General features: G+C 66.2%; 20 protein-coding genes and 1 riboswitch. Of the genes, 10 read left to right on the forward strand and 10 right to left on the reverse strand.

Features of this window, described 5'->3' with window-relative positions; translation table 11 throughout:
- Positions 1 to 29 precede the first annotated feature (29 nt).
- Entirely contained in the window at positions 30 to 443 is a 414-nt protein-coding gene (locus tag ACQPZ2_RS39460) for a nitroreductase family deazaflavin-dependent oxidoreductase (RefSeq protein WP_433523048.1), read from the forward strand.
- Here ACQPZ2_RS39460 and ACQPZ2_RS39465 read toward each other — a convergent pair.
- The 3 genes from ACQPZ2_RS39465 to ACQPZ2_RS39475 all read right to left on the reverse strand — a co-directional run bounded on the left by ACQPZ2_RS39465 (position 440) and on the right by ACQPZ2_RS39475 (position 4,980).
- Positions 440 to 1,579, reverse strand: coding sequence for an MFS transporter (locus ACQPZ2_RS39465; RefSeq protein WP_433527640.1), 1,140 nt, complete (start codon positions 1,577 to 1,579; stop codon positions 440 to 442). The genes ACQPZ2_RS39460 and ACQPZ2_RS39465 overlap by 4 nt on opposite strands.
- 410 nt (positions 1,580 to 1,989) lie before the next feature.
- Positions 1,990 to 3,207: an NADP-dependent isocitrate dehydrogenase gene (locus ACQPZ2_RS39470; protein ID WP_433523049.1), complete on the reverse strand. Its 1,218-nt coding sequence runs from the start codon at positions 3,205 to 3,207 to the stop codon at positions 1,990 to 1,992.
- A 279-nt stretch (positions 3,208 to 3,486) separates the two neighbouring features.
- Positions 3,487 to 4,980 carry an MFS transporter gene (locus ACQPZ2_RS39475; protein WP_433523050.1) on the reverse strand — a complete coding sequence of 498 codons (1,494 nt, stop codon included), beginning with the start codon at positions 4,978 to 4,980 and terminating at the stop codon, positions 3,487 to 3,489.
- Between the two features lie 132 nt (positions 4,981 to 5,112).
- On the opposite strand from ACQPZ2_RS39475, the gene ACQPZ2_RS39480 reads away from it, so the two are divergent.
- Positions 5,113 to 5,856, forward strand: coding sequence for a TetR family transcriptional regulator (locus ACQPZ2_RS39480; RefSeq protein ID WP_433523051.1), 744 nt, complete (start codon positions 5,113 to 5,115; stop codon positions 5,854 to 5,856).
- 43 nt (positions 5,857 to 5,899) lie between these two features.
- Positions 5,900 to 6,010, forward strand: a riboswitch (SAM riboswitch).
- A gap of 424 nt (positions 6,011 to 6,434) precedes the next feature.
- Positions 6,435 to 7,547 carry a homoserine O-acetyltransferase MetX gene (gene metX, locus ACQPZ2_RS39485; protein WP_433527641.1) on the forward strand — a complete coding sequence of 371 codons (1,113 nt, stop codon included), beginning with the start codon at positions 6,435 to 6,437 and terminating at the stop codon, positions 7,545 to 7,547.
- Between the two features lie 15 nt (positions 7,548 to 7,562).
- Here the strand turns inward: metX and ACQPZ2_RS39490 are convergent, their stop codons facing one another.
- Complete coding sequence (locus ACQPZ2_RS39490; protein ID WP_433523052.1) at positions 7,563 to 8,252, reverse strand: TetR/AcrR family transcriptional regulator; 690 nt, start codon at positions 8,250 to 8,252, stop codon at positions 7,563 to 7,565.
- A 136-nt stretch (positions 8,253 to 8,388) separates the two neighbouring features.
- Here ACQPZ2_RS39490 and ACQPZ2_RS39495 point away from each other — a divergent pair, with 136 nt between their 5' ends.
- Positions 8,389 to 9,336: an oxygenase MpaB family protein gene (locus tag ACQPZ2_RS39495; RefSeq protein WP_433523053.1), complete on the forward strand. Its 948-nt coding sequence runs from the start codon at positions 8,389 to 8,391 to the stop codon at positions 9,334 to 9,336.
- Here ACQPZ2_RS39495 and ACQPZ2_RS39500 read toward each other — a convergent pair.
- Positions 9,333 to 9,707, reverse strand: a complete 375-nt coding sequence (locus ACQPZ2_RS39500; RefSeq protein WP_433523054.1) for a winged helix-turn-helix transcriptional regulator — start codon at positions 9,705 to 9,707, stop codon at positions 9,333 to 9,335. The two genes, ACQPZ2_RS39495 and ACQPZ2_RS39500, sit on opposite strands and share 4 nt — an antisense overlap.
- Positions 9,708 to 9,776: 69 nt before the next feature.
- On the opposite strand from ACQPZ2_RS39500, the gene ACQPZ2_RS39505 reads away from it, so the two are divergent.
- Both ACQPZ2_RS39505 and ACQPZ2_RS39510 read left to right on the forward strand, forming a co-directional pair.
- A complete protein-coding gene (locus ACQPZ2_RS39505) occupies positions 9,777 to 10,421 on the forward strand; it encodes a nitroreductase family protein (protein ID WP_433523055.1) in 645 nt (214 codons plus the stop codon).
- Positions 10,422 to 10,668: 247 nt separating this feature from the next.
- Positions 10,669 to 11,232 carry a hypothetical protein gene (locus tag ACQPZ2_RS39510; protein ID WP_433523056.1) on the forward strand — a complete coding sequence of 188 codons (564 nt, stop codon included), beginning with the start codon at positions 10,669 to 10,671 and terminating at the stop codon, positions 11,230 to 11,232.
- 12 nt (positions 11,233 to 11,244) lie between these two features.
- Here ACQPZ2_RS39510 and ACQPZ2_RS39515 read toward each other — a convergent pair whose 3' ends face one another.
- A complete protein-coding gene (locus tag ACQPZ2_RS39515) occupies positions 11,245 to 11,490 on the reverse strand; it encodes a DUF3017 domain-containing protein (protein ID WP_084508289.1) in 246 nt (81 codons plus the stop codon).
- A gap of 284 nt (positions 11,491 to 11,774) precedes the next feature.
- On the opposite strand from ACQPZ2_RS39515, the gene ACQPZ2_RS39520 reads away from it, so the two are divergent.
- The gene (locus ACQPZ2_RS39520) at positions 11,775 to 12,326 is read left to right on the forward strand and encodes a carboxymuconolactone decarboxylase family protein (RefSeq protein WP_433523057.1); all 552 of its coding nucleotides are present in this window, start codon (positions 11,775 to 11,777) and stop codon (positions 12,324 to 12,326) included.
- Here the strand turns inward: ACQPZ2_RS39520 and ACQPZ2_RS39525 are convergent.
- Entirely contained in the window at positions 12,313 to 13,221 is a 909-nt protein-coding gene (locus ACQPZ2_RS39525; protein ID WP_433523058.1) for an SDR family oxidoreductase, read from the reverse strand. The genes ACQPZ2_RS39520 and ACQPZ2_RS39525 overlap by 14 nt on opposite strands.
- A 112-nt stretch (positions 13,222 to 13,333) precedes the next feature.
- On the opposite strand from ACQPZ2_RS39525, the gene ACQPZ2_RS39530 reads away from it, so the two are divergent.
- Complete coding sequence (locus ACQPZ2_RS39530; RefSeq protein WP_433523059.1) at positions 13,334 to 13,921, forward strand: TetR/AcrR family transcriptional regulator; 588 nt, start codon at positions 13,334 to 13,336, stop codon at positions 13,919 to 13,921.
- Positions 13,922 to 13,947: 26 nt separating this feature from the next.
- Entirely contained in the window at positions 13,948 to 14,412 is a 465-nt protein-coding gene (locus ACQPZ2_RS39535) for a tRNA (cytidine(34)-2'-O)-methyltransferase (RefSeq protein ID WP_433527642.1), read from the forward strand.
- Between the two features lie 38 nt (positions 14,413 to 14,450).
- Here ACQPZ2_RS39535 and ACQPZ2_RS39540 read toward each other — a convergent pair whose 3' ends face one another.
- From ACQPZ2_RS39540 to ACQPZ2_RS39550, 3 genes are all read right to left on the reverse strand, one after another.
- Positions 14,451 to 14,681 carry a DUF167 domain-containing protein gene (locus tag ACQPZ2_RS39540; protein WP_433527643.1) on the reverse strand — a complete coding sequence of 77 codons (231 nt, stop codon included), beginning with the start codon at positions 14,679 to 14,681 and terminating at the stop codon, positions 14,451 to 14,453.
- Between the two features lie 898 nt (positions 14,682 to 15,579).
- Positions 15,580 to 16,611, reverse strand: a complete 1,032-nt coding sequence (locus tag ACQPZ2_RS39545) for a DUF4349 domain-containing protein (protein WP_433523060.1) — start codon at positions 16,609 to 16,611, stop codon at positions 15,580 to 15,582.
- A gap of 31 nt (positions 16,612 to 16,642) precedes the next feature.
- Positions 16,643 to 17,281: a TetR/AcrR family transcriptional regulator gene (locus ACQPZ2_RS39550; RefSeq protein WP_433523061.1), complete on the reverse strand. Its 639-nt coding sequence runs from the start codon at positions 17,279 to 17,281 to the stop codon at positions 16,643 to 16,645.
- 107 nt (positions 17,282 to 17,388) lie between these two features.
- Between ACQPZ2_RS39550 and ACQPZ2_RS39555 the strand changes: the two genes are divergently transcribed.
- Entirely contained in the window at positions 17,389 to 17,787 is a 399-nt protein-coding gene (locus ACQPZ2_RS39555; RefSeq protein WP_433523062.1) for a nuclear transport factor 2 family protein, read from the forward strand.

Genomic DNA, 17,787 nt, shown 5'->3' on the forward strand with positions numbered 1-17,787 from the left:
GACCCGATCTCTCGATCCGAGGAGTGCAGATGGCCAACGATTGGAACCAGAACATCATCGCGGAGTTCCGTGCGAACGCGGGCAAGGTCGGCGGCCCGTTCGAGGGCAAGGATCTGTTGCTGCTCACCACGACCGGCGCGAAGACCGGGCTGCCGCGCACGAATCCGGCGGCCTATATCCGCGACGGCAATCGTTTGGTGATCATCGCGTCCAAGGCGGGCGCACCCGATAACCCGGACTGGTATCACAATCTGCGGGCGAATCCGAAGGTCACGCTGGAGATCGGCACCGACACCATCGAGGCTACGGCCACCCCGATCACCGGAGGTCCGGAACGCGATCGGCTCTATGCGGCGATGGTGGCGGTCATGCCGGGCTTCGCCGAATACGAGACCAAGACGGATCGGGTGATTCCGGTCGTCGCGCTGGAACCCAGCACCTAAACCGCGGAGCGACGACCGGTCCAGACGGTCACCGTGAACAGCAGAACGCCGAGCACGGCCAGCCCCGCCCCGACGGTCGCGGGCGCGGTGTAGCCGAGACCCGCCGCGATGACGAGTCCACCCAGCCACGCGCCCGCCGCATTGGCGATATTGAGGGCCGCGTGATTGAGCGCCGCGGCGAGGGTCTGGGCGTCGGCGGCGACATCCATCAGCCGGGTCTGCAGACCGGGCGCGAGCGCCGCACCAGATGCTCCGATGAAGAACGCGCCGATGGCCGCCGTGTACGGATTGTGCGCGGCGGCAACGAATCCCGCCAGGATGACGACCATCGCGATCATCGCGACGTAGATCGCCCGGTCGACGCCGCGATCGGCCAGAATGCCACCGACGATATTGCCCGCGACCATCCCGAGCCCGAAGAGCATGAGCACGAACGGCACCAGGCCGAGCCGCAGACCGGCCACATCGGTCAGCGTGGTGGTGATGTAGGTGTAGACGGCGAACATGCCGCCGAAGCCGATCGCGCCGACCAGCAGGGTCAGCAGCACCTGCGGGCGACGCAGTGCACCGAGTTCGGTCATCGGATTGGTGATCCGGATACCGTGCAGCTCCGGAACGAATCGGATCAGCGCCGCGACGGTGGCGACACCGATCACCGCGACCACCACGAAGGCATCGCGCCAGCCGAGATGCTGGCCGAGCCAGGTCGCACTGGGAACGCCGACAACGTTGGCGGCGCTCAGTCCCAGCATAACCGCGGCAACCGCCTTTGCGCGCTGCCCGATCGGTGCCAGAGTCGCGGCGGCCAGCGAGGCGACACCGAAGTACGCGCCGTGCGGCAGGCCCGAAACGAACCGCGCGATGACCAGAGTCTCGAATGTGGGCGCGATAACCGTCGCGGCATTTCCGACGGTGAACGCCACCATCAGAGCGACCAGCAGACGTTTGCGTGGCACCCGCGCGGCAAGTGCGGCGATCAGCGGAGCGCCGACGACGACACCGAGCGCATAAGCCGATACCGCATGCCCTGCCGTCGGCTCGGAGACGTGCATGGCGCTCGCGATATCGGGCAGCAAACCCATCGTGACGAATTCGGTTGTACCGATTCCGAATCCACCGAGGGCCAGCGCCAGCATCGCCGGAATATGCCAGTCCGTCCGCTCGGCCTCGGCGGGTGCTGGGGTCTGCGTGGCAACGGTACTGGTCACGTATTCATGTAACCGTCCGGCGACGGCCTACGCTTCCCGGGCTGACGTGAGTTCCCCCACGTCAGCGTCGAGAAATCGAAAGCCTCACCCGCATACCGCACATTCCGGGCGCCGCACGGCAAACACGCGTCGATTCCCGCACCAGATATTGCGATCCGACTGCTTCGCATCGGAACGACGACGACAGTGACACGAGTCGTGAAACAGTGCGGGCACCCGTACCACCGATGTGGTGCGGGTGCCCGTATGTCGCGCCCGGCGCTGGCTCTCGTACCCAGCGCCGGGTATTCGGCGAACCGGTCAGCGCAGGGGCACGCGACCGGCTCGTGGCCAACCGGTCAGCGCAGGGCGCGGGCCAGGTTGGCGTCGAGCGCACCGAGGAACTCCTCGGTGGTCAGGTAGCCCTGATCGCCGCCGACGAGCAGCGCAAGGTCCTTGGTCATCTGACCGCCCTCGACGGTCTTGATGACGACATCCTCGAGTGTCTGCGCGAAGCCGATCACCTCGGGGGTGTTGTCCAGCTTGCCGCGGTGCTCGAGGCCGCGGGTCCAGGCGAAGATCGACGCGATCGGGTTGGTCGAGGTCGGCTTGCCCTGCTGGTGCTGGCGGTAGTGCCGGGTGACGGTGCCGTGCGCGGCCTCGGCCTCACAGGTCCGGCCGTCCGGGGTGAGCAGCACCGAGGTCATCAGGCCGAGCGAGCCGAAGCCCTGGGCCACGGTGTCGGACTGCACGTCGCCGTCGTAGTTCTTGCAGGCCCAGACGTAGCCGCCCTCCCACTTCATGGAGGAGGCGACCATGTCGTCGATCAGGCGGTGCTCGTAGGTGAGCCCGGCCGCGTCGAACTGGGTCTTGAACTCGGCGTCGAACACCTCCTGGAAGGTGTCCTTGAACATGCCGTCGTAGGCCTTGAGGATGGTGTTCTTGGTCGACATGTAGACCGGGTAGTTCTGCTGCAGGCCGTAGTTGAACGAGGCCCGCGCGAAGTCCTCGATGGACTTCTTGAAGTTGTACATACCCATCACGACGCCGCCGTCCTCGGGCATCTGCACGACCTCGTGCACGATCGGCTCGCTGCCGTCCTCGGGGGTGAAGGTGAGGGTGACGGTGCCGCCCTGGAACACCTTGAAGTCGGTGGCGCGGTACTGGTCGCCGAACGCGTGACGGCCGATGATGATCGGCTTGGTCCAGCCGGGGACCAGACGCGGCACATTCGAGATGATGATCGGCGCCCGGAAGATGGTTCCGCCGAGGATGTTGCGGATGGTGCCGTTGGGCGAGCGCCACATCTTCTTCAGGCCGAATTCCTCGACCCGGGCCTCATCCGGAGTGATCGTGGCGCACTTGACGCCGACACCGTGCTCCTTGATCGCGTTCGCGGCGTCGATCGTGACCTGGTCGTCTGTCTTGTCCCGATATTCGATGCCGAGGTCGTAATACTCGAGGTTCACATCGAGATACGGGTGGATCAGCTTGTCCTTGATGAACTGCCAGATGATCCGGGTCATCTCGTCGCCGTCGAGTTCGACGACGGTGCCTTCAACCTTGATCTTGGACATGGATCTTCGTGTCCTCCTAGGATGGTGCCCTTATTGCACGGCCAGGCGAACACGCTTGTGAGCGGACCCCAGCTGTTCCAACAGACAACGTATATGTCCCGCGTTGTCCGCGAGACGAGTGGTGCAAACAAGACAAGCGTACTGCTGCCATTGTTCTCACCGCGCGGGCAGCCCCCCATGTGAAGCCGCCCGAAATTGTTACCGACAAGTAGGTCGGACCCTGCCGAAATAGCGATGTCCGGGCATCCCATCGGACACCCGGACATCGCTATTTCAGGGTCAGACCGCGACCGGAATCCGCACGTCTTCCTCGGATCCCTCGATCAGGTTTTCCGGCTTGTCCCGAATCATCAACGCGATCACCGGAATTGCCGCGAGGAAGAATCCGGCGCCGACATAGAACGCCACGTCGTAGCTGTGGATCGAAGCGCGGGCCATCAGGTTGTCCATCGCCGGATTGTTCTGCGCGAAGGCCTTGGCCGTCTGCACCGAGATGGTGGTGAGCAGTGCGGTGCCCACCGCGCCGCCGACCTGCTGTGCCGCGTTCAACAGCGCACTTGCCACACCCGAGTCCTCCTCCTCGACCTGATGCAGCGCGACGGTCTGCATCCCGACGAACAGCGGGCCCATACCCAGCGCGATCAGCACCTGCGCGGGCAGCACGCTGGCGGCGTAGCTGTCGCCGTAGCTCAGCTGTGCCAGCCACACCAGACCCAGCACACCGAGCACGGCCCCGGCCACCATCAGCGGGCGCGGGCCCAGCTTCGGCAGCAGCGCGCTGGTGACACCGGCGGAGATCGCGATGCCCGCCGGGAACGGCAGGAAGGCGAAACCGGCCTTCAGCGACGAGTAGCCGAGGGTGATCTGGAAGTAGTAGCTCAGGAACAGGAACATCGCGAACATCGCGATCGGGATCAGCAGCGCGGCCAGGAAGGCGCCACCGCGGTTGATCTCACCCGGAATATGCAGCGGCAGCAGCGGATTCGACGAACGACGCTCGATTGCGACGAAGGCGATCAGCAGGGCGACGCCGATGACGAGCAGCCCGAGGGTGCTGCCGGCCAGCCAGCCGTCCTCGGCGGCGCGGCTGAATCCGTACACGATGGCGATCAGACCGAGCGTCACGGTGACGGCGCCGGGCACGTCATAGCCGCCGGTGCGCGGTGTCGGCACATCCTTGACCACGAAGGCCAGCGCGCCGAGCAGCGCGAGCAGCGCGATCGGGGTGTTCACCAGCAGGCACCAGCGCCAGGAGGCGTATTCGGTCAGCGCACCACCCGCGATCAGGCCGAGTGCCGCACCACCCGCGGAGATACCGGCGAAGACGCCGAACGCGGTCGCACGCTCCTTGGCCTCGGTGAAGGTCACCGAGAGCAGTGACAGTGCCGCGGGCGCGAGCAGCGCCGCGAACGCACCCTGCAGTGCCCGTCCGGCGAACAGCTCAGCACCGTTCTGCGCCAGGCCCGCCACCGCGGACGCACCCGCGAAGCCGACCAGGCCGACGATGAAAATCCGACGCCGCCCGAGGTAGTCGGCCATCCGTCCACCGAGCAGCAGCAGCCCGCCGAAGATCAGCGTGTAGGCGGTCAGCATCCACTGCCGATTGCCGTCGCTGATGTCGAGATCCTGCTGGGCGAACGGCAGCGAGATGGTCACGATGGTGGCATCGAGAACCACCATGAGCTGGGCCAATGCGATCACCCCCAGGGCCCACCAGCGTGCCGAACTCGTTTGCTTCTCCAGAACTTCCACCGCTGTCGCAGTCTCGCTCACCTTGGTCTCCTCGTCCGAAGTTCGTGCAGCCATCCTGTCATGGGCAGACATTTGTCGTCAAGAGAAAAATGTCGCACTACGACATTTGGCTGTTAAAGACACAAACCGTCCCGATTGCGCTAACATGAGGGCATGCTCGAGTCATCGACGCCGATCGGCGCGAGCGCCACAGCCGAGGACGCTGTGCGCGCCCCAGCGAACCCAGGGCCCAGTGCGCCCGGCAGCCCGGGGCTGCGCGAGCGCAAGAAGCAGCAGACCCGGTTGCGCATCATCGAGGTGGCGCTCGACCTGTGCGACGCACAGGGATTCGACGCGACGACGGTCGAACAGATCGCGGACCGCGCGGATGTGTCCCCGCGCACGATCAACCGGTATTTCGACAGCAAAGAAGCCATCGTCCTCGGGCCGGTCAAGGACTTCGGACTCGCGATCGCCGAATGCCTGCGTGGACTCCCGGTCACCGGCAATGAGCTGCGATCGCTGCGCGAGGCCTTCCTGCTGGTCGTCGACCAGGCCGCGGTGAATACCGAGGGACCGCTGTCGTTCCGGCGCTTCCAGCAGATGCAGCGGATCCTGCGCAGCAGTCCGACGGTCAGTGCGCAGAGCATGGAACTGGCCGACGACAAGAACGCCGCGATCGCCGACGCGATCGCCGAGCGGCTCGGCACCCAGCCCGACGCGCTGCCGGTGCGACTGGTCGTCGGCGCCTGGCAGTTGATCGGCCACCTCAGCATGGAGTGCCAGAACTCGATCTTCGACGCGGAGGACACCGCTGCGGCCGCCGCGGAGGCCCGCACCGGATTCACCACGTCGTTCGACGAGTTCATGCGCGTGTGCACCGGGCAGCCCGCGACCGAACCGGTGGACAACCGGTAACGGATTTCAGTCGCCGACGGCGCGGCGGTTACCATGTCCGTCAGGTCATGAGTGCCAGCGCGAAGCCCCGGCTTGCTGGACGGCAACCCTCCAGCAGCGGTGGGGTGCTCCGGGTGATGACCGGGCTTTCGATGGTCGAGAGCAAGCGCGCACTTCAGGAGGTATTTCCGATGAGTTGTTGTCCGTTACCCAGATCCCGATAAGACCTGCTGGCGAACAACCCTTTGGAGCACGACATGAGTGACCCCATCGCGTCCGCGGCCACACTCCCGGTCTACCGGACCGCGGCCCGGTTCAGTCGGGTAGCTAACATCGAGGATGTGCGTTCCCTCGTGATTCCCCCGGCATCGGCGACGCACTGTCCTCAGCGGGCTGGTTTCACGGCGGCGACGACGTGAGCGAGCGAACCATCGACACAGCACCCTCGGTCGCGACGGAGCCGAGCGCCAGCGAGGCGGAGTCGTGAGCGAGCGCAGCGAGCGAACCATCGACACAGCACCCTCGGTCGCGACGGAGCCGAGCGCCAGCGAGGCGGAGTCGTGACCGTGACCGACCCTCGTACCGCGCGTTCGTCCGCGGTGGCACTGCCACCGCCGGACGGGAGGCTCGGCATCATTGCCATCGGGGACGTGCGGCTGGAGACCGGCGCGGTCATCCCGGACGTTCATCTGGCCGTGCAGCGCTGGGGTGAGCTCTCCCCCGCACTGGACAATGTGGTGCTCGTCGAGCACGCGCTGACCGGCGATTCGCATGTCGTCGGGGTGCCCGACGATATCCATCCGCTGCCCGGCTGGTGGGACGGCATGGTCGGGCCGGGCGCACCGGTGGATACCGACGAATGGTGCGTCATCGCGACGAATGTGCTCGGCGGCTGCAAGGGCAGCACCGGCCCCTCGACGCTGGCGCCGGACGGAAAGCCTTGGGGCGCAAGGTTTCCGGAGATCTCGATCCGGGATCAGGTGACCGCGGAAGCGGCGCTGCTCGATCTGCTCGGCATCGAACGGCTGGCCGCCGTCGTCGGCGGTTCGATGGGCGGCATGCGGGTGCTGGAGTGGATGGCCGGCGCGCCGGAACGGGTCGGTTCCGCGCTGGTACTCGCCGTCGGCGCACGCGCCACCGCCGACCAGATCGGCACGCAGACAACGCAAATCGCCGCCATCAAGGCCGATCCGGACTGGCAGGGCGGCGACTACCACGACACCGATCGCGCCCCGACGACCGGCATGGGCATCGCCCGCCGCATCGCACACCTGACCTACCGCACCGAGGGCGAACTCGATCACCGCTTCGAGAACAACGCGCAGGGCGACGAGGATCCGCGCAACGGCGGCCGCTATGCGGTACAGAGCTATCTGGACCACCAGGCCGAAAAGCTTTGCAGTCGTTTCGATCCCGCCACCTACGTGCTGCTGACCGAGGCGATGAACCGACACGACATCGGCCGCGGGCGCGGCGGCATCGCAGCTGCCCTCGCCGCCATCCCGGTGCCGTGCGTGGTCGGCGGCGTCGACTCGGATCGCTTGTACCCGTTGCGAACTCAACAGGAACTGGCCGACGGACTACCGGGCTGCGAGGGCTTGGAGATCGTGCACTCCCGCGACGGCCACGATGGCTTCCTCACCGAAGCCGCCGCCGTATCCAAATTGCTCACCGAAACAATGCGACTGGCGCGAGTCGGTCGCAACAGCTGAAAGTTCGGCGTCCCATCATTCGGTCGACTGTGCGGCGGGGGCGCCGACGAGCAGTTGGACGATGGAGTGGACGAAGTCTTCCAATCGCTCGCGCGGGTACTCGTCCGGCGCGCTGACAGCGAGCCTGCCGAGCATCTCGGCGACGCTCAGTACCGCATTGGTAAGTAGTGCGGAATCCATTCCCGCCCAACGTGGATCGAGTGCGATGCCCGCGCGGACCAGGGATTCGGCTTGGGTGAAGACGCCGGTGCGGGAATCGGCGAGTGCCGCACGGTATTCGTCGGGGGCGCTGCCGGGAGTGGCGAGGATCAGGCGCCAGCGCGTCGGATTCTCCAGTGCGACACCGACGAACGCTTCGACCGTGGCCGAGGCCGCAGTCACCGGATCGGCACCGAGCAGATCGGTGGGCAGGGTCGCGGCGACCTGCTCGAGACCGCGTTCGCGTTCGCGTTCCAGCAGTGCCGCAACGAGTTCCGCGCGAGTCTTGAACACGGTGTACAGCACCGGTTTCCCGACGCCCGCCTCCTGTGCGACCGCCTCCATGCTCAGCTGGTGCAACTCCACCCGGCTCAGCACCGCGTAGGCGGCGTCGAGCAGTTGGACACGGCGCTCCTCGGGAGGCAGGCGTGGCGCGTATCGCCGTCGCGGCCGGTCCGGCGCGGTGCGCGATTCCGTCACTGTCGATTCACCTCCATTCGCGTCCATCCTGTCAGCATCGGCCTCCGGTTACGGAATCCGTCCGAGAACAAATGCTACGGGGCCGTTGTATTGCATGGCAGCAATTGCTACGGTTGCGTTGTATTCGCCGATTCAGGAGGGCGAGCAGGCAAAGGAGCAGCAGATGTCCTTCGATCCGACCACTCTTCGCCGGGACGACTACGGGTTCTTCGGCCCGGATTCGCCCAGCTGGAAGATCTGGACCGCGCCGACCGCCGTGATCGGCTTCCAGCGCGCGGTGGTCCTCGAGCACTTCGACCCGTTCCTGACCGCGGCCGTCGCCGATTCGCAGGGCATCTACACCGACCCGCGCAGCCGACTGGACCACACCTTCGCCTACTTCCTGCTCGTCGCGATCGCCGACGGCCGCACAGCCATCCAGGCCTCGGAACATCTGATGCAGGTGCACGCGCCGATGACCGGCATCGAACCGATCAGCGGCCAGCGCTACAGCGCGAACAGTCCGGAAACCCAGCTGTGGATCCACATCACCGGCTGGCATTCGGTGCTCGAGGCATACGAGGTCTTCGGTCCCGGCCCGCTCAGCCCGGAGGAAGAGTCGCGCTACTGGCGCGAGTGCGCGATCGCCGCCGAACTACAGACCTGCAAGCCGGAGGATGTGCCGCGCTCCCGCGACGAGGTGCGCGCGTACTTCGCGAAGGTCCGCCCGAACCTGTGCACCTCCGAGCGTGCCGAGGCGGGCATGCACCACCTGCTGTGGACCTCGCCACGCAACGGCGCGGGCATCAGCTATGCCCTCGGCAGTCGGCTACTGTCCCTGGCTTCGGTTGCCACACTGCCGAAATGGATGCGCAGGCTCGGCCGCTTCGATCGCTGGGGAATCGTCGATCTACTGGTCCGACCGGCCGCCAAGACCATCGTGTGGGGCAGCGCCGCATTCAATTCGTTCGGCCTGATCACCGCCGCGCCGTTCATCGCACCGATGGCGGGTCAGATCCTGGAGCAGCACCTGAAGGGCGAGCCGCCGACGCGACTGGAGACGATTACGCCGAGCGAGGCGCGACGGTTGTACGGCGGGCGCGGTCGGCGCGCGATAGCCGAGGTCGGCTAGCGCGCGGCGCGACGCGCGGCTTCGATCCGGTTGATATTGACCTCGATCCAGTCGCGCAGCGCCGCGATCGGGGTGCGCAGGCTGTGGCCGAGGTCGGTGAGGTCGTAGTCGACACGCGGCGGCACGGTGGGATGCACTGTGCGCGTGACGAATCCGTCGGTCTCCAGCTGACGCAGGGTTTGCGTGAGCATTTTCTGTGAGATGCCCTCGATGCGGCGGTGCAGATCGGTGTAGCGCATGGTGCCCTCGGCGAGCGCGTCCACGATGAGCACGGTCCATTTGCCCGCGACGTGGTCGAGCACCTGCCGGGTGGGGCATTTCGCCGAGAAGACATCGGCAGGTAGCCCGCTGGCCTCGATTACCGTACGCACCTTTCGGAGTGTAGCGCACTATTTAGTGCTGTCTTCCTAATAGTGCGTCACTCTCTGATAGTAAGAATCATGAACGCACAGACACTTTCGGTTCCCGTCGCGATCCGCGCCCGCCGCACCACCCGCCACTACCGGCCAGATCCGGTGCCCCGCGAACTGCTCGACGAATTGCTGGATCTGGCCGTCGAGGCGCCCACCGCGTGGAATATGCAGGACCGGTCGATCGTGGTGGTGACCAGTGCGTCCGGACGCCGCGACCTGTCGAACGCCGCCTTCGGCCAGCCGCAACCGCTGGAGGCCCCGGTCATGCTGGTCTTCGTCGCCGAAACGGCGGCGTGGCGGGCCGAGAATGCCGATATCGCCGAACTGGCGGGACGCAACGGCGCGTGGAATGCGGAGTTCACCGCGATGTTCAACTCGCGCAGCGAATTCCACTCGCTGCAACAGCACGGACTCACCCGCGAGAACGCCGTGAAGAATGCGATGATCGCCGCGACCTATGTCATGCTCGCCGCCACCAGCCTGGGCCTGTCGTCGGCCCCGATGAACGGCTGGGATCCGGACCTGGTCAAGAAGGCCATCGGCATCGAGAACCGGGCTGACCTCGCTATCGCGGTCATGGTCGCGATCGGCTACAGCGACGCCGCTGCGCCGCACCCGGGTCGCCGTCCCCGCGAACGCACTGTGTTCACCGAGCGATACCCGTCGAGCTGATATCGTCGGCACCGGCGAAATGGCGGCTCCGCAAGATCACGGGAGCCGCCATTTCGATGCGCTCGATCGGAAGCCGCGGCGCCGGGATGGATGCGTACGAAAGTTGTTGCGCCTCAGTCGACACCGCGTCCGGACGCTGACGCATAAGGTGTACGTGGGCCGATGGATGTTGTCTTGACTCGGGGAGTCGCCGATGTGCAGACTGGGCCGATATCGCACCGCCTCAGCTCGGCGGGCATTCCGGTTCATGGACGACATCGGGGGTAAGACCATGCGTATTCATCGTGCCGTACTGACCTCCGCGCTGCTGGGCGCGGTGTTCACCGGTGTAACGGGATGCTCGGACGAGCCGACCGAGACCGCCCGGCCCGCGGCGTCGACGACCACCCTGCCACCGGCGCCGACCGTCCTCGGCCCGCTCGGCTTCGGCAAACTGCGGCTCGGGATGAGCCGGAGCGAGGCCGAGGCCACCGGTGAAATCGCGACCTTCGACGACACCAACGATCCGCCCGGCTGCGGCCGCTATACCGCACGAGCGGGTTGGCAGGGTTTCACCAACAAGGGCGAAATAGTGGCGATCATGCCCGGCAAACTTCCGGTCCGCACGTCCGAAGGCATCGCCGTCGGTTCCACCGTCGACGAAGTGCGCGCGGCTTATCCCACGCTCGAGATCGGCTACAACTGGAGTTCCGCCGCGGTCCCCGACCGATCGGCGCACTACGGCTTCCTCGGCATCTACCGGAATATGCCCGCCGATGCGAAGGTCACCCAGATCATGCTCTACAACGACCGGGACACCTGCCACAACTGACGCGGCGCGGCCTCAGCCGACGCCGAGCGTATTGATCGTGGCGGCAATGAAGACGATGGCGGTGCCGAGCAGGCTCAGTGCGGCGACATCGAACGGCTTGCTGCGCACAGCGAGCAGTCCGACCCGGGCGGTCGGCAGGCAGAGCCGGAAGGTGGCCGCGAGCAGGGCCGCACCGCCGAAGAACAGCGCGCCGCGGCGCCAGCGATCCCAGGCCACGAAGACGACCGCGAGCAGAATGACCGCCGTCACGACCAGCATGGGCAGGTGGCAGCGCAGGAACTGCGCACCCGGGCTGGTCCGGTCGGACTGCCGTTCGGCGGCAGACGAGTCAACGTCGGTCACGCCCCGATTCTTGCAGACGACATGCGCCCGCTCACACCAGTGCGACGCGGCCGCGCACTCACACGGCGAGCCTCGAGGCAGGGCTACTGCTCGGCAACAGATTTCACCGCTCGGCGGCACACCCGATCAGGCATTGCCTCCAACTACTACGCGGCGTAGTTTCAGGAGAAAGATTCATCCGGCACAAGGGGGTACGGACAATGCGAGCGCTTACCCGGATTCGGCACTACCTGCAAGCGGTTCAGCAGGCGAAGCGGAACCGATCCGACCTGTTCGGCTGGCTCGCCCGCCGACCGCAGATCCTTCTCGGCACGATCGGATACGAAACAGCGCTGCTGTTCAGCAACAGACTGGATCCCAAGCTCAAGGAACTGGCCGAACTGAAGACGGCCGGACTCGTGAATTGCGAATTCTGCCTGGATATCGGCTCGGCGCTGGCGCACTCCAGCGGACTCACCGAACAACAACTGCGCGACCTGCCGCGCTATCGCACCAGTGACGCCTACAGCGACCTGGAAAAACTCGTCATCTCCTTCGCCGAGGCGATGACCGCCACCCCGGCCATCGACCTCGCGGACCTGCGCACCGAATTGCTGACGCACCTGTCCAAAGGTCAGTTCGCCGAACTGACGGCCAGCATCGCCTGGGAGAACCAGCGCGCCCGTCACAACCAGGGCCTTGGTGTGCGCCCCACCGGGATGGCCGAGGGCATGGCATGCGCCATCCCGGAGCGGGCCGCTAACGAGCGTTGAAGTAATGGCCCTGGTCGAGATCCTCGATGAGGCCGGGGTGCGTCGGCTTCCAGGTGAGGAGTTCCCGGGTCCACGCGCTCGAGGTCGGATTGTCCAGCGCGACAAGGGGACCGAGGAAACCGAAGTAAGCGTCCGCCTGCTCCGGCAGGATGCTGATCACCGGCAGATCCAGATGGCGACCGATCGCTTCGGCGATCTCACGGAAGGGCACGCCTTCGTCGTCGACGGCATGTAACCGCGACCCAGCGGGTGCGGTTTCCAGCGCCAAGCGGTACAGGTGCGCGGCATCGAGTGTGTGTCCGGCGGGCCAGCGGTTGCTCCCGTCACCGACGTAGGCGGCGACGCCCTTATCGCGGGCGGTGGCGATCAAGATCGGGACGAAGCCGTAATGGTCGAGCGAACTGTGCACGGTGGGTGGCAGCCGGACGACAGCCGATCGAACACCGCGATCCGCGAGCGCGACTACCGCATTCTCAGCGTCGACCCGCGGCCCCGCATCGAGTGCGTCGGCTTCGATGCCCGCCCGGGTCAGCCCGGCTGACGCGAGCGTGAGCGTGCCCGATGTGCCGACGAAGGGTTTGCCTGTGCCCGCGAGCGCATCGCCGATCGTCTCGATGGCGCGCAGATCGGCCGCGATCGCTCCGGCGTAGTCGCCGGTCTGCATGGCTTCATGTTTGAAGGCCAGGTGGATGACGCCGTCGGCCGCTGCGGCGGCCGCGCGCAGGTTGTCGAGATCGTCGAGATCTCCGCGGTGCACGTCTGCACCAGCTTTTGCCACAACGGCGGCAGCTTCATCCGAGCGAGCCAGGCCGACGACCTCGTGTCCGGCGTCGAGAAGTTCCGGGATGACCGCGGAGCCGATATGTCCCGAGGCTCCGGTAATGAAAATCCGCACGGAAGTACTCCAAGTCTCTTGATGCCCTCGCCTGCGCGAAGACAGTGATGTCAGTGACTGTCATCAAACGTACACGCGATGACAGTCGCTGTCATCAGATAAGATCCTGCACATGGGTCGATGGGAGCCTGATACGCGCGGTCGCCTCGAAAAATCGGCTCTGGAGCTGTACCGCGAGAACGGATTCGAGAGCACGACCGTCGCCGAGATCACCAAGCGTGCGGGGCTCACCGAGCGAACGTTCTTCCGGCATTTCGCGGATAAGCGCGAGGTCCTGTTCGCGGGGGCGAGCGCGCTCCAAGAGGCGCTCGTGCGCGGGGTGCACGACGCGCCCGCTGCCATGCCGCCGATCGAGGCGATCGCCGCGGCGCTCACCGAGGTCGCCGAAACCGTATTCGAGCAGCGCCGCGAGTTCGCCTGGCAACGGCAAGCCGTTATCGCGGCCAATGCCGAACTTCGAGAGCGCGAGCTGATCAAGTTCGCAACGCTCGCCGCCGCGCTGGCCGAGGCGCTACGCGGGCGCGGCGTGACCGATCCGGCCGCGAGTCTGGCCGCCGAGGCTGGGATCGCCGTATTCAAGATCGCCTTCGAGAGCTGGGTCGACGGCGAGCGCACCCTGTCGCAACTCATCCGAGAATCCGTCGACGAACTGAAACTCGTGACCGGCGCGCAGGACCTGCCCGATGTCGTTCCGGGCTAGCTGGAGCGACCTGGTTGACTGCACGGGTGTTCCGTTTGATGTTTCACGAGCCCGCGATTCCCGGAAATACCGGCAATGCGATTCGACTTGTCGCGGGGACCGGGTGTGAGCTGCATCTGGTCGAGCCATTGGGGTTCGAGCTCTCGGAGGCGAAGTTGCGGCGGGCCGGATTGGATTACCACGATCTGGCCTCGGTGACGGTGCACAAGAACCTCACGGCGGCTTGGGAAGCGATGCGGCCCGAGCGCGTGTTCGCATTCACGACCCAGGCGAGCACGCGGTACACCGATGTGACCTACCGCGAGGGTGATGTTCTGCTATTCGGCACCGAACCGACGGGACTGCCGCCGGAGGTGCTCGACGATCCGCACATTACCGATCGACTGCGCATCCCGATGCTGCCCGGCCGCCGCTCGATGAACCTCTCCAATGCCGCCGCCGTCACCGTCTACGAGGCCTGGCGCCAGTTCGGATTTCCCGGCGCCGTGTGACCTTGTCGCTCAACCCGATTCGGCGATGACGGCGGGGGTCAGAGGTCCAGCTCGAAGCGTTTGAAGCGAGAGGTTGCGCCTGCCGCGAGGCGGACGGCGGATTTGGGTACGCCGTAGTAGTCGGCGAGGAGTTCGATGGCGGCCTTGTTTGCCTTCCCCTCCACGGCGGGGGCGCGGACGTACAGCTGCAGGGTGCCGTCATCGAGGGTTTCGACGAGTGGGCCCTTACGGCTGTTCGGTTTGATCGTCGCCCTTACAACCGTCGGCACCTGTATCTCCCATCGTCCCAGCGCCTTTCGCTGTACCAGCACCTTTTCCGGTCTCAATGCCTGAACCAATTCCCGCACCAGCGCCAGTCCCGCACCAGCGCCAGTCCCAGCACCTGCAGTCTGCCCGGTCCCTCTACCTGCACCGGTTCCCGCGCCCGCGCCAGTCCCCAGTCCCTGCACCAGTTCCCGCGCCTGCGCCAGTTCCAGCACCCGCACAGTCTCAGCACCGGCCCGGTTCCAGGTCCGGATCCCTAACGCACCGGTTCCCGCGCCTGCGCCAGTCTCAGCACCTGTAGCACCAGCAGCATCGGCCCGGGTCCCTACACGCACCGGTTCCCGCGCCCGCGCCAATCCCAGCACCCGCGCTAGCCCCCAGCGCCCACGCCAGTCCCGCACCCGCAATCTGCCCGGTCCCTCCACTTGCACCGGTTCCCGCGCCCGCACCAGTCCCAGCACCCGCGCTAGCCCCCAGCGCCCACGCCAGTCCCGCACCCGCAATCTGCCCGGTCCCTCCACTTGCACCGGTTCCCGCGCCCGCACCAGTCCCCAGTCCCTGCACCAGTTCCTGGACCCGCGCCAGTTCCAGCACCCGCACAGTCTCAGCACCGGCCCGGTTCCAAGTCCGGATCCCTAACGCACCGGTTCCCGCGCCCGCACCAGTCCCCAGTCCCTGCACCAGTTCCTGGACCCGCGCCAGTTCCAGCACCCGCACAGTCTCAGCACCGGCCCGGTTCCAAGTCCGGATCCCTAACGCACCGGTTCCCGCGCCCGCGCCAGCCCCCAGTCCCTGCACCAGTTCCCGCGCCTGCGCCAGTCTCAGCACCTGTAGCACCAGCAGCATCGGCCCGGGTCCCTACACGCACGGGTTCCCGCGCCCGCGCCAATCCCAGCGCCCGCGCTAATCCCCAGCGTCTGCACCAGTTCCAGTGCCTGCACCGGTTCCTGCACTCGTGCCAGTCTCAGCACCGGCCGCTGCACCTGCGTCAGCACCGGCACCTTCTGCTGCCGTCTCGCTCGCCCCGGCGGCCGTACCGACCGCAGCGGCCTTGCCCTGCTCGGATTCTCCCGATCCCGACGAATGCTTCCGGCCCCGCACCACCCGCACGACACCCCATACCACCGCGCCGATCACCACGACGAATCCGAGCCATGGAATCGCCTTGCCGGTGAACACCACCGCGTCCTTCAGCCAATCGACCAGTGAATGCCAGCCGGAGACGATGCCGTCCCAGAAATTGGTCGGCCCCTCGTCGGAATCCTTGTCCTCGGTGGTGATGTCGATGGTGAGCGTGGACAGCGCGACCTGATCGTCGAGGTGCCGCTTCTGCGCGGTGAGGCTGTCGAGCTCACCCTGCCGACTCGACAGCGCCTGTTCGGCGGCAATGAGATCCGCGGTATTGGTCGCACCGGAGATGAGCGCGCGCAACCGGTCGACCGAGGCCTGCAGCGCCTTGATCCTGGCGTCGAGGTCCTCCCACTGCATGGTGACGTCGTCGCGGTTGGTACTCATCCGGGTGACCCGGCCGACCCCGCCGAGGCCGTCGATGAATTTGTCCGTCTTGTCCGCGGGCACCCGCACGGTGAGCGTGGCCTGCGGATCGGTGTCATCGGTGCCCGGCTGTTCGGTGCGGCTGTCGACCCGGCCGCCGACCTCGCGCACCTGATCGGTCACTTTGCCGCCCGCCTTGATCGGATCATCCGCAGTGATATCGACGCTGCCGGTGATGACCTCCTTGCGCGCCTCGACGGTGGTCCCGCCGGTATCCCCCTTCGCAGGGGAGCCCTCGCGCAGACTCGGCGGCGGCGCCATCGGCGCGACGGTCGCCATGCTGGACCGGCCCGGACCGGCATGGTCGTCGTTGTCATCACCACAGCCGACCAGCAACGTCAAACCCAGCAGGCCGATCACCAGCACAGCAAGCTTTCGCATGGACGCAGGTTAGCCGCTGCGGCGAATTCGGTCACGAAACTCGATGCGGGCCATTTCCGAATGCCGAAGGGACGCCGACCAGTTTCACGAGAAATCGTTCGATCTGATCGGCGAGCGGCGGCCAGGTCTGCCCGGGTTCGTTGAGTCGCATCGACACCGCGCCGTGCACCGCCGCGCGCAGGTCGAGCATGACCGAGACCGGGTCGTCGACGGGCACCAGACCGGCATCCATGCAGCGCCGGATCGCGGCGGCGGTGCGTTCGGTCAGCTCCCGTTTGAACGGCATGTCCACGCGCTGGTTGAGGGTGCTCTCGTGCAGCACCTTGTACATGCCCGGATGTCGATAGGCCCAGTCACCGAGGACGCGGATGCGAGCGCGCAATTTGTCGACGGGATCGTCGACGGCGGCCTCCGCGTCATCGATCGCGCGGACCAGATCGCCGTGATAGCGCTCCAGCGCGGCCGACACCAGTGCGTCTCGATCGGCGAAATGCAGATAGACCGACGTTGCGGCACTGCCGATTTCGCGCGCGACCGCGCGCATGGACAGGGCCTGATCATCGCCGAGTTCATCCAGCAGCCGGATCGCGGCATCGACGATCTCCGTACGCAGTCGGCCGCCGTGGCCGCGCGGATTGCGACCGCGCCGGGTCGTCGCATCGGAGGGCATCAGAGGATTGTAGCCGGACACACGTAGCGCTACAGTTGTAGCGCTACAGCTGTTCAGTTACTGCTAGCGACTGCTTGCCGGTCGCTCGAAAAGATCGGAGTGTGCTCATGACCAGCACTTTCGTCGATCCGAAGCTCGAATCGAATAAGCAGACCGTCCTCGCGTTCTACGAAGCCGCGTTCAATGCCAAGGACTTCGAAGCCACCGCCGAGTTCTTCGGTGCGCGCTACATCCAGCACAATCCGGAGATCGCCGATGATTTCGACGGACTACTCGCACGCCTCACCGGCCTGAAGGAGGGCGCTCCGAAACTCCACGTCGAAGTGAAACGCGTTGTGGCAGAGGGTGATTACGTGGTCGCCCATGTGCACGGCGTGCGCGAACCCGGCGACCGCGGGCTGGCGATCATGGATATCTTCCGCCTCGCCGACGGAAAGCTGGTCGAACACTGGGATGTCATCCAGCCGGTTCCGGAACAGACCGCCAACGCGAACGGAATGTTTTGA

The organism is Nocardia pseudovaccinii (assembly GCF_050942345.1).
Taxonomy (GTDB): Bacteria; Actinomycetota; Actinomycetes; order Mycobacteriales; family Mycobacteriaceae; genus Nocardia; species Nocardia pseudovaccinii.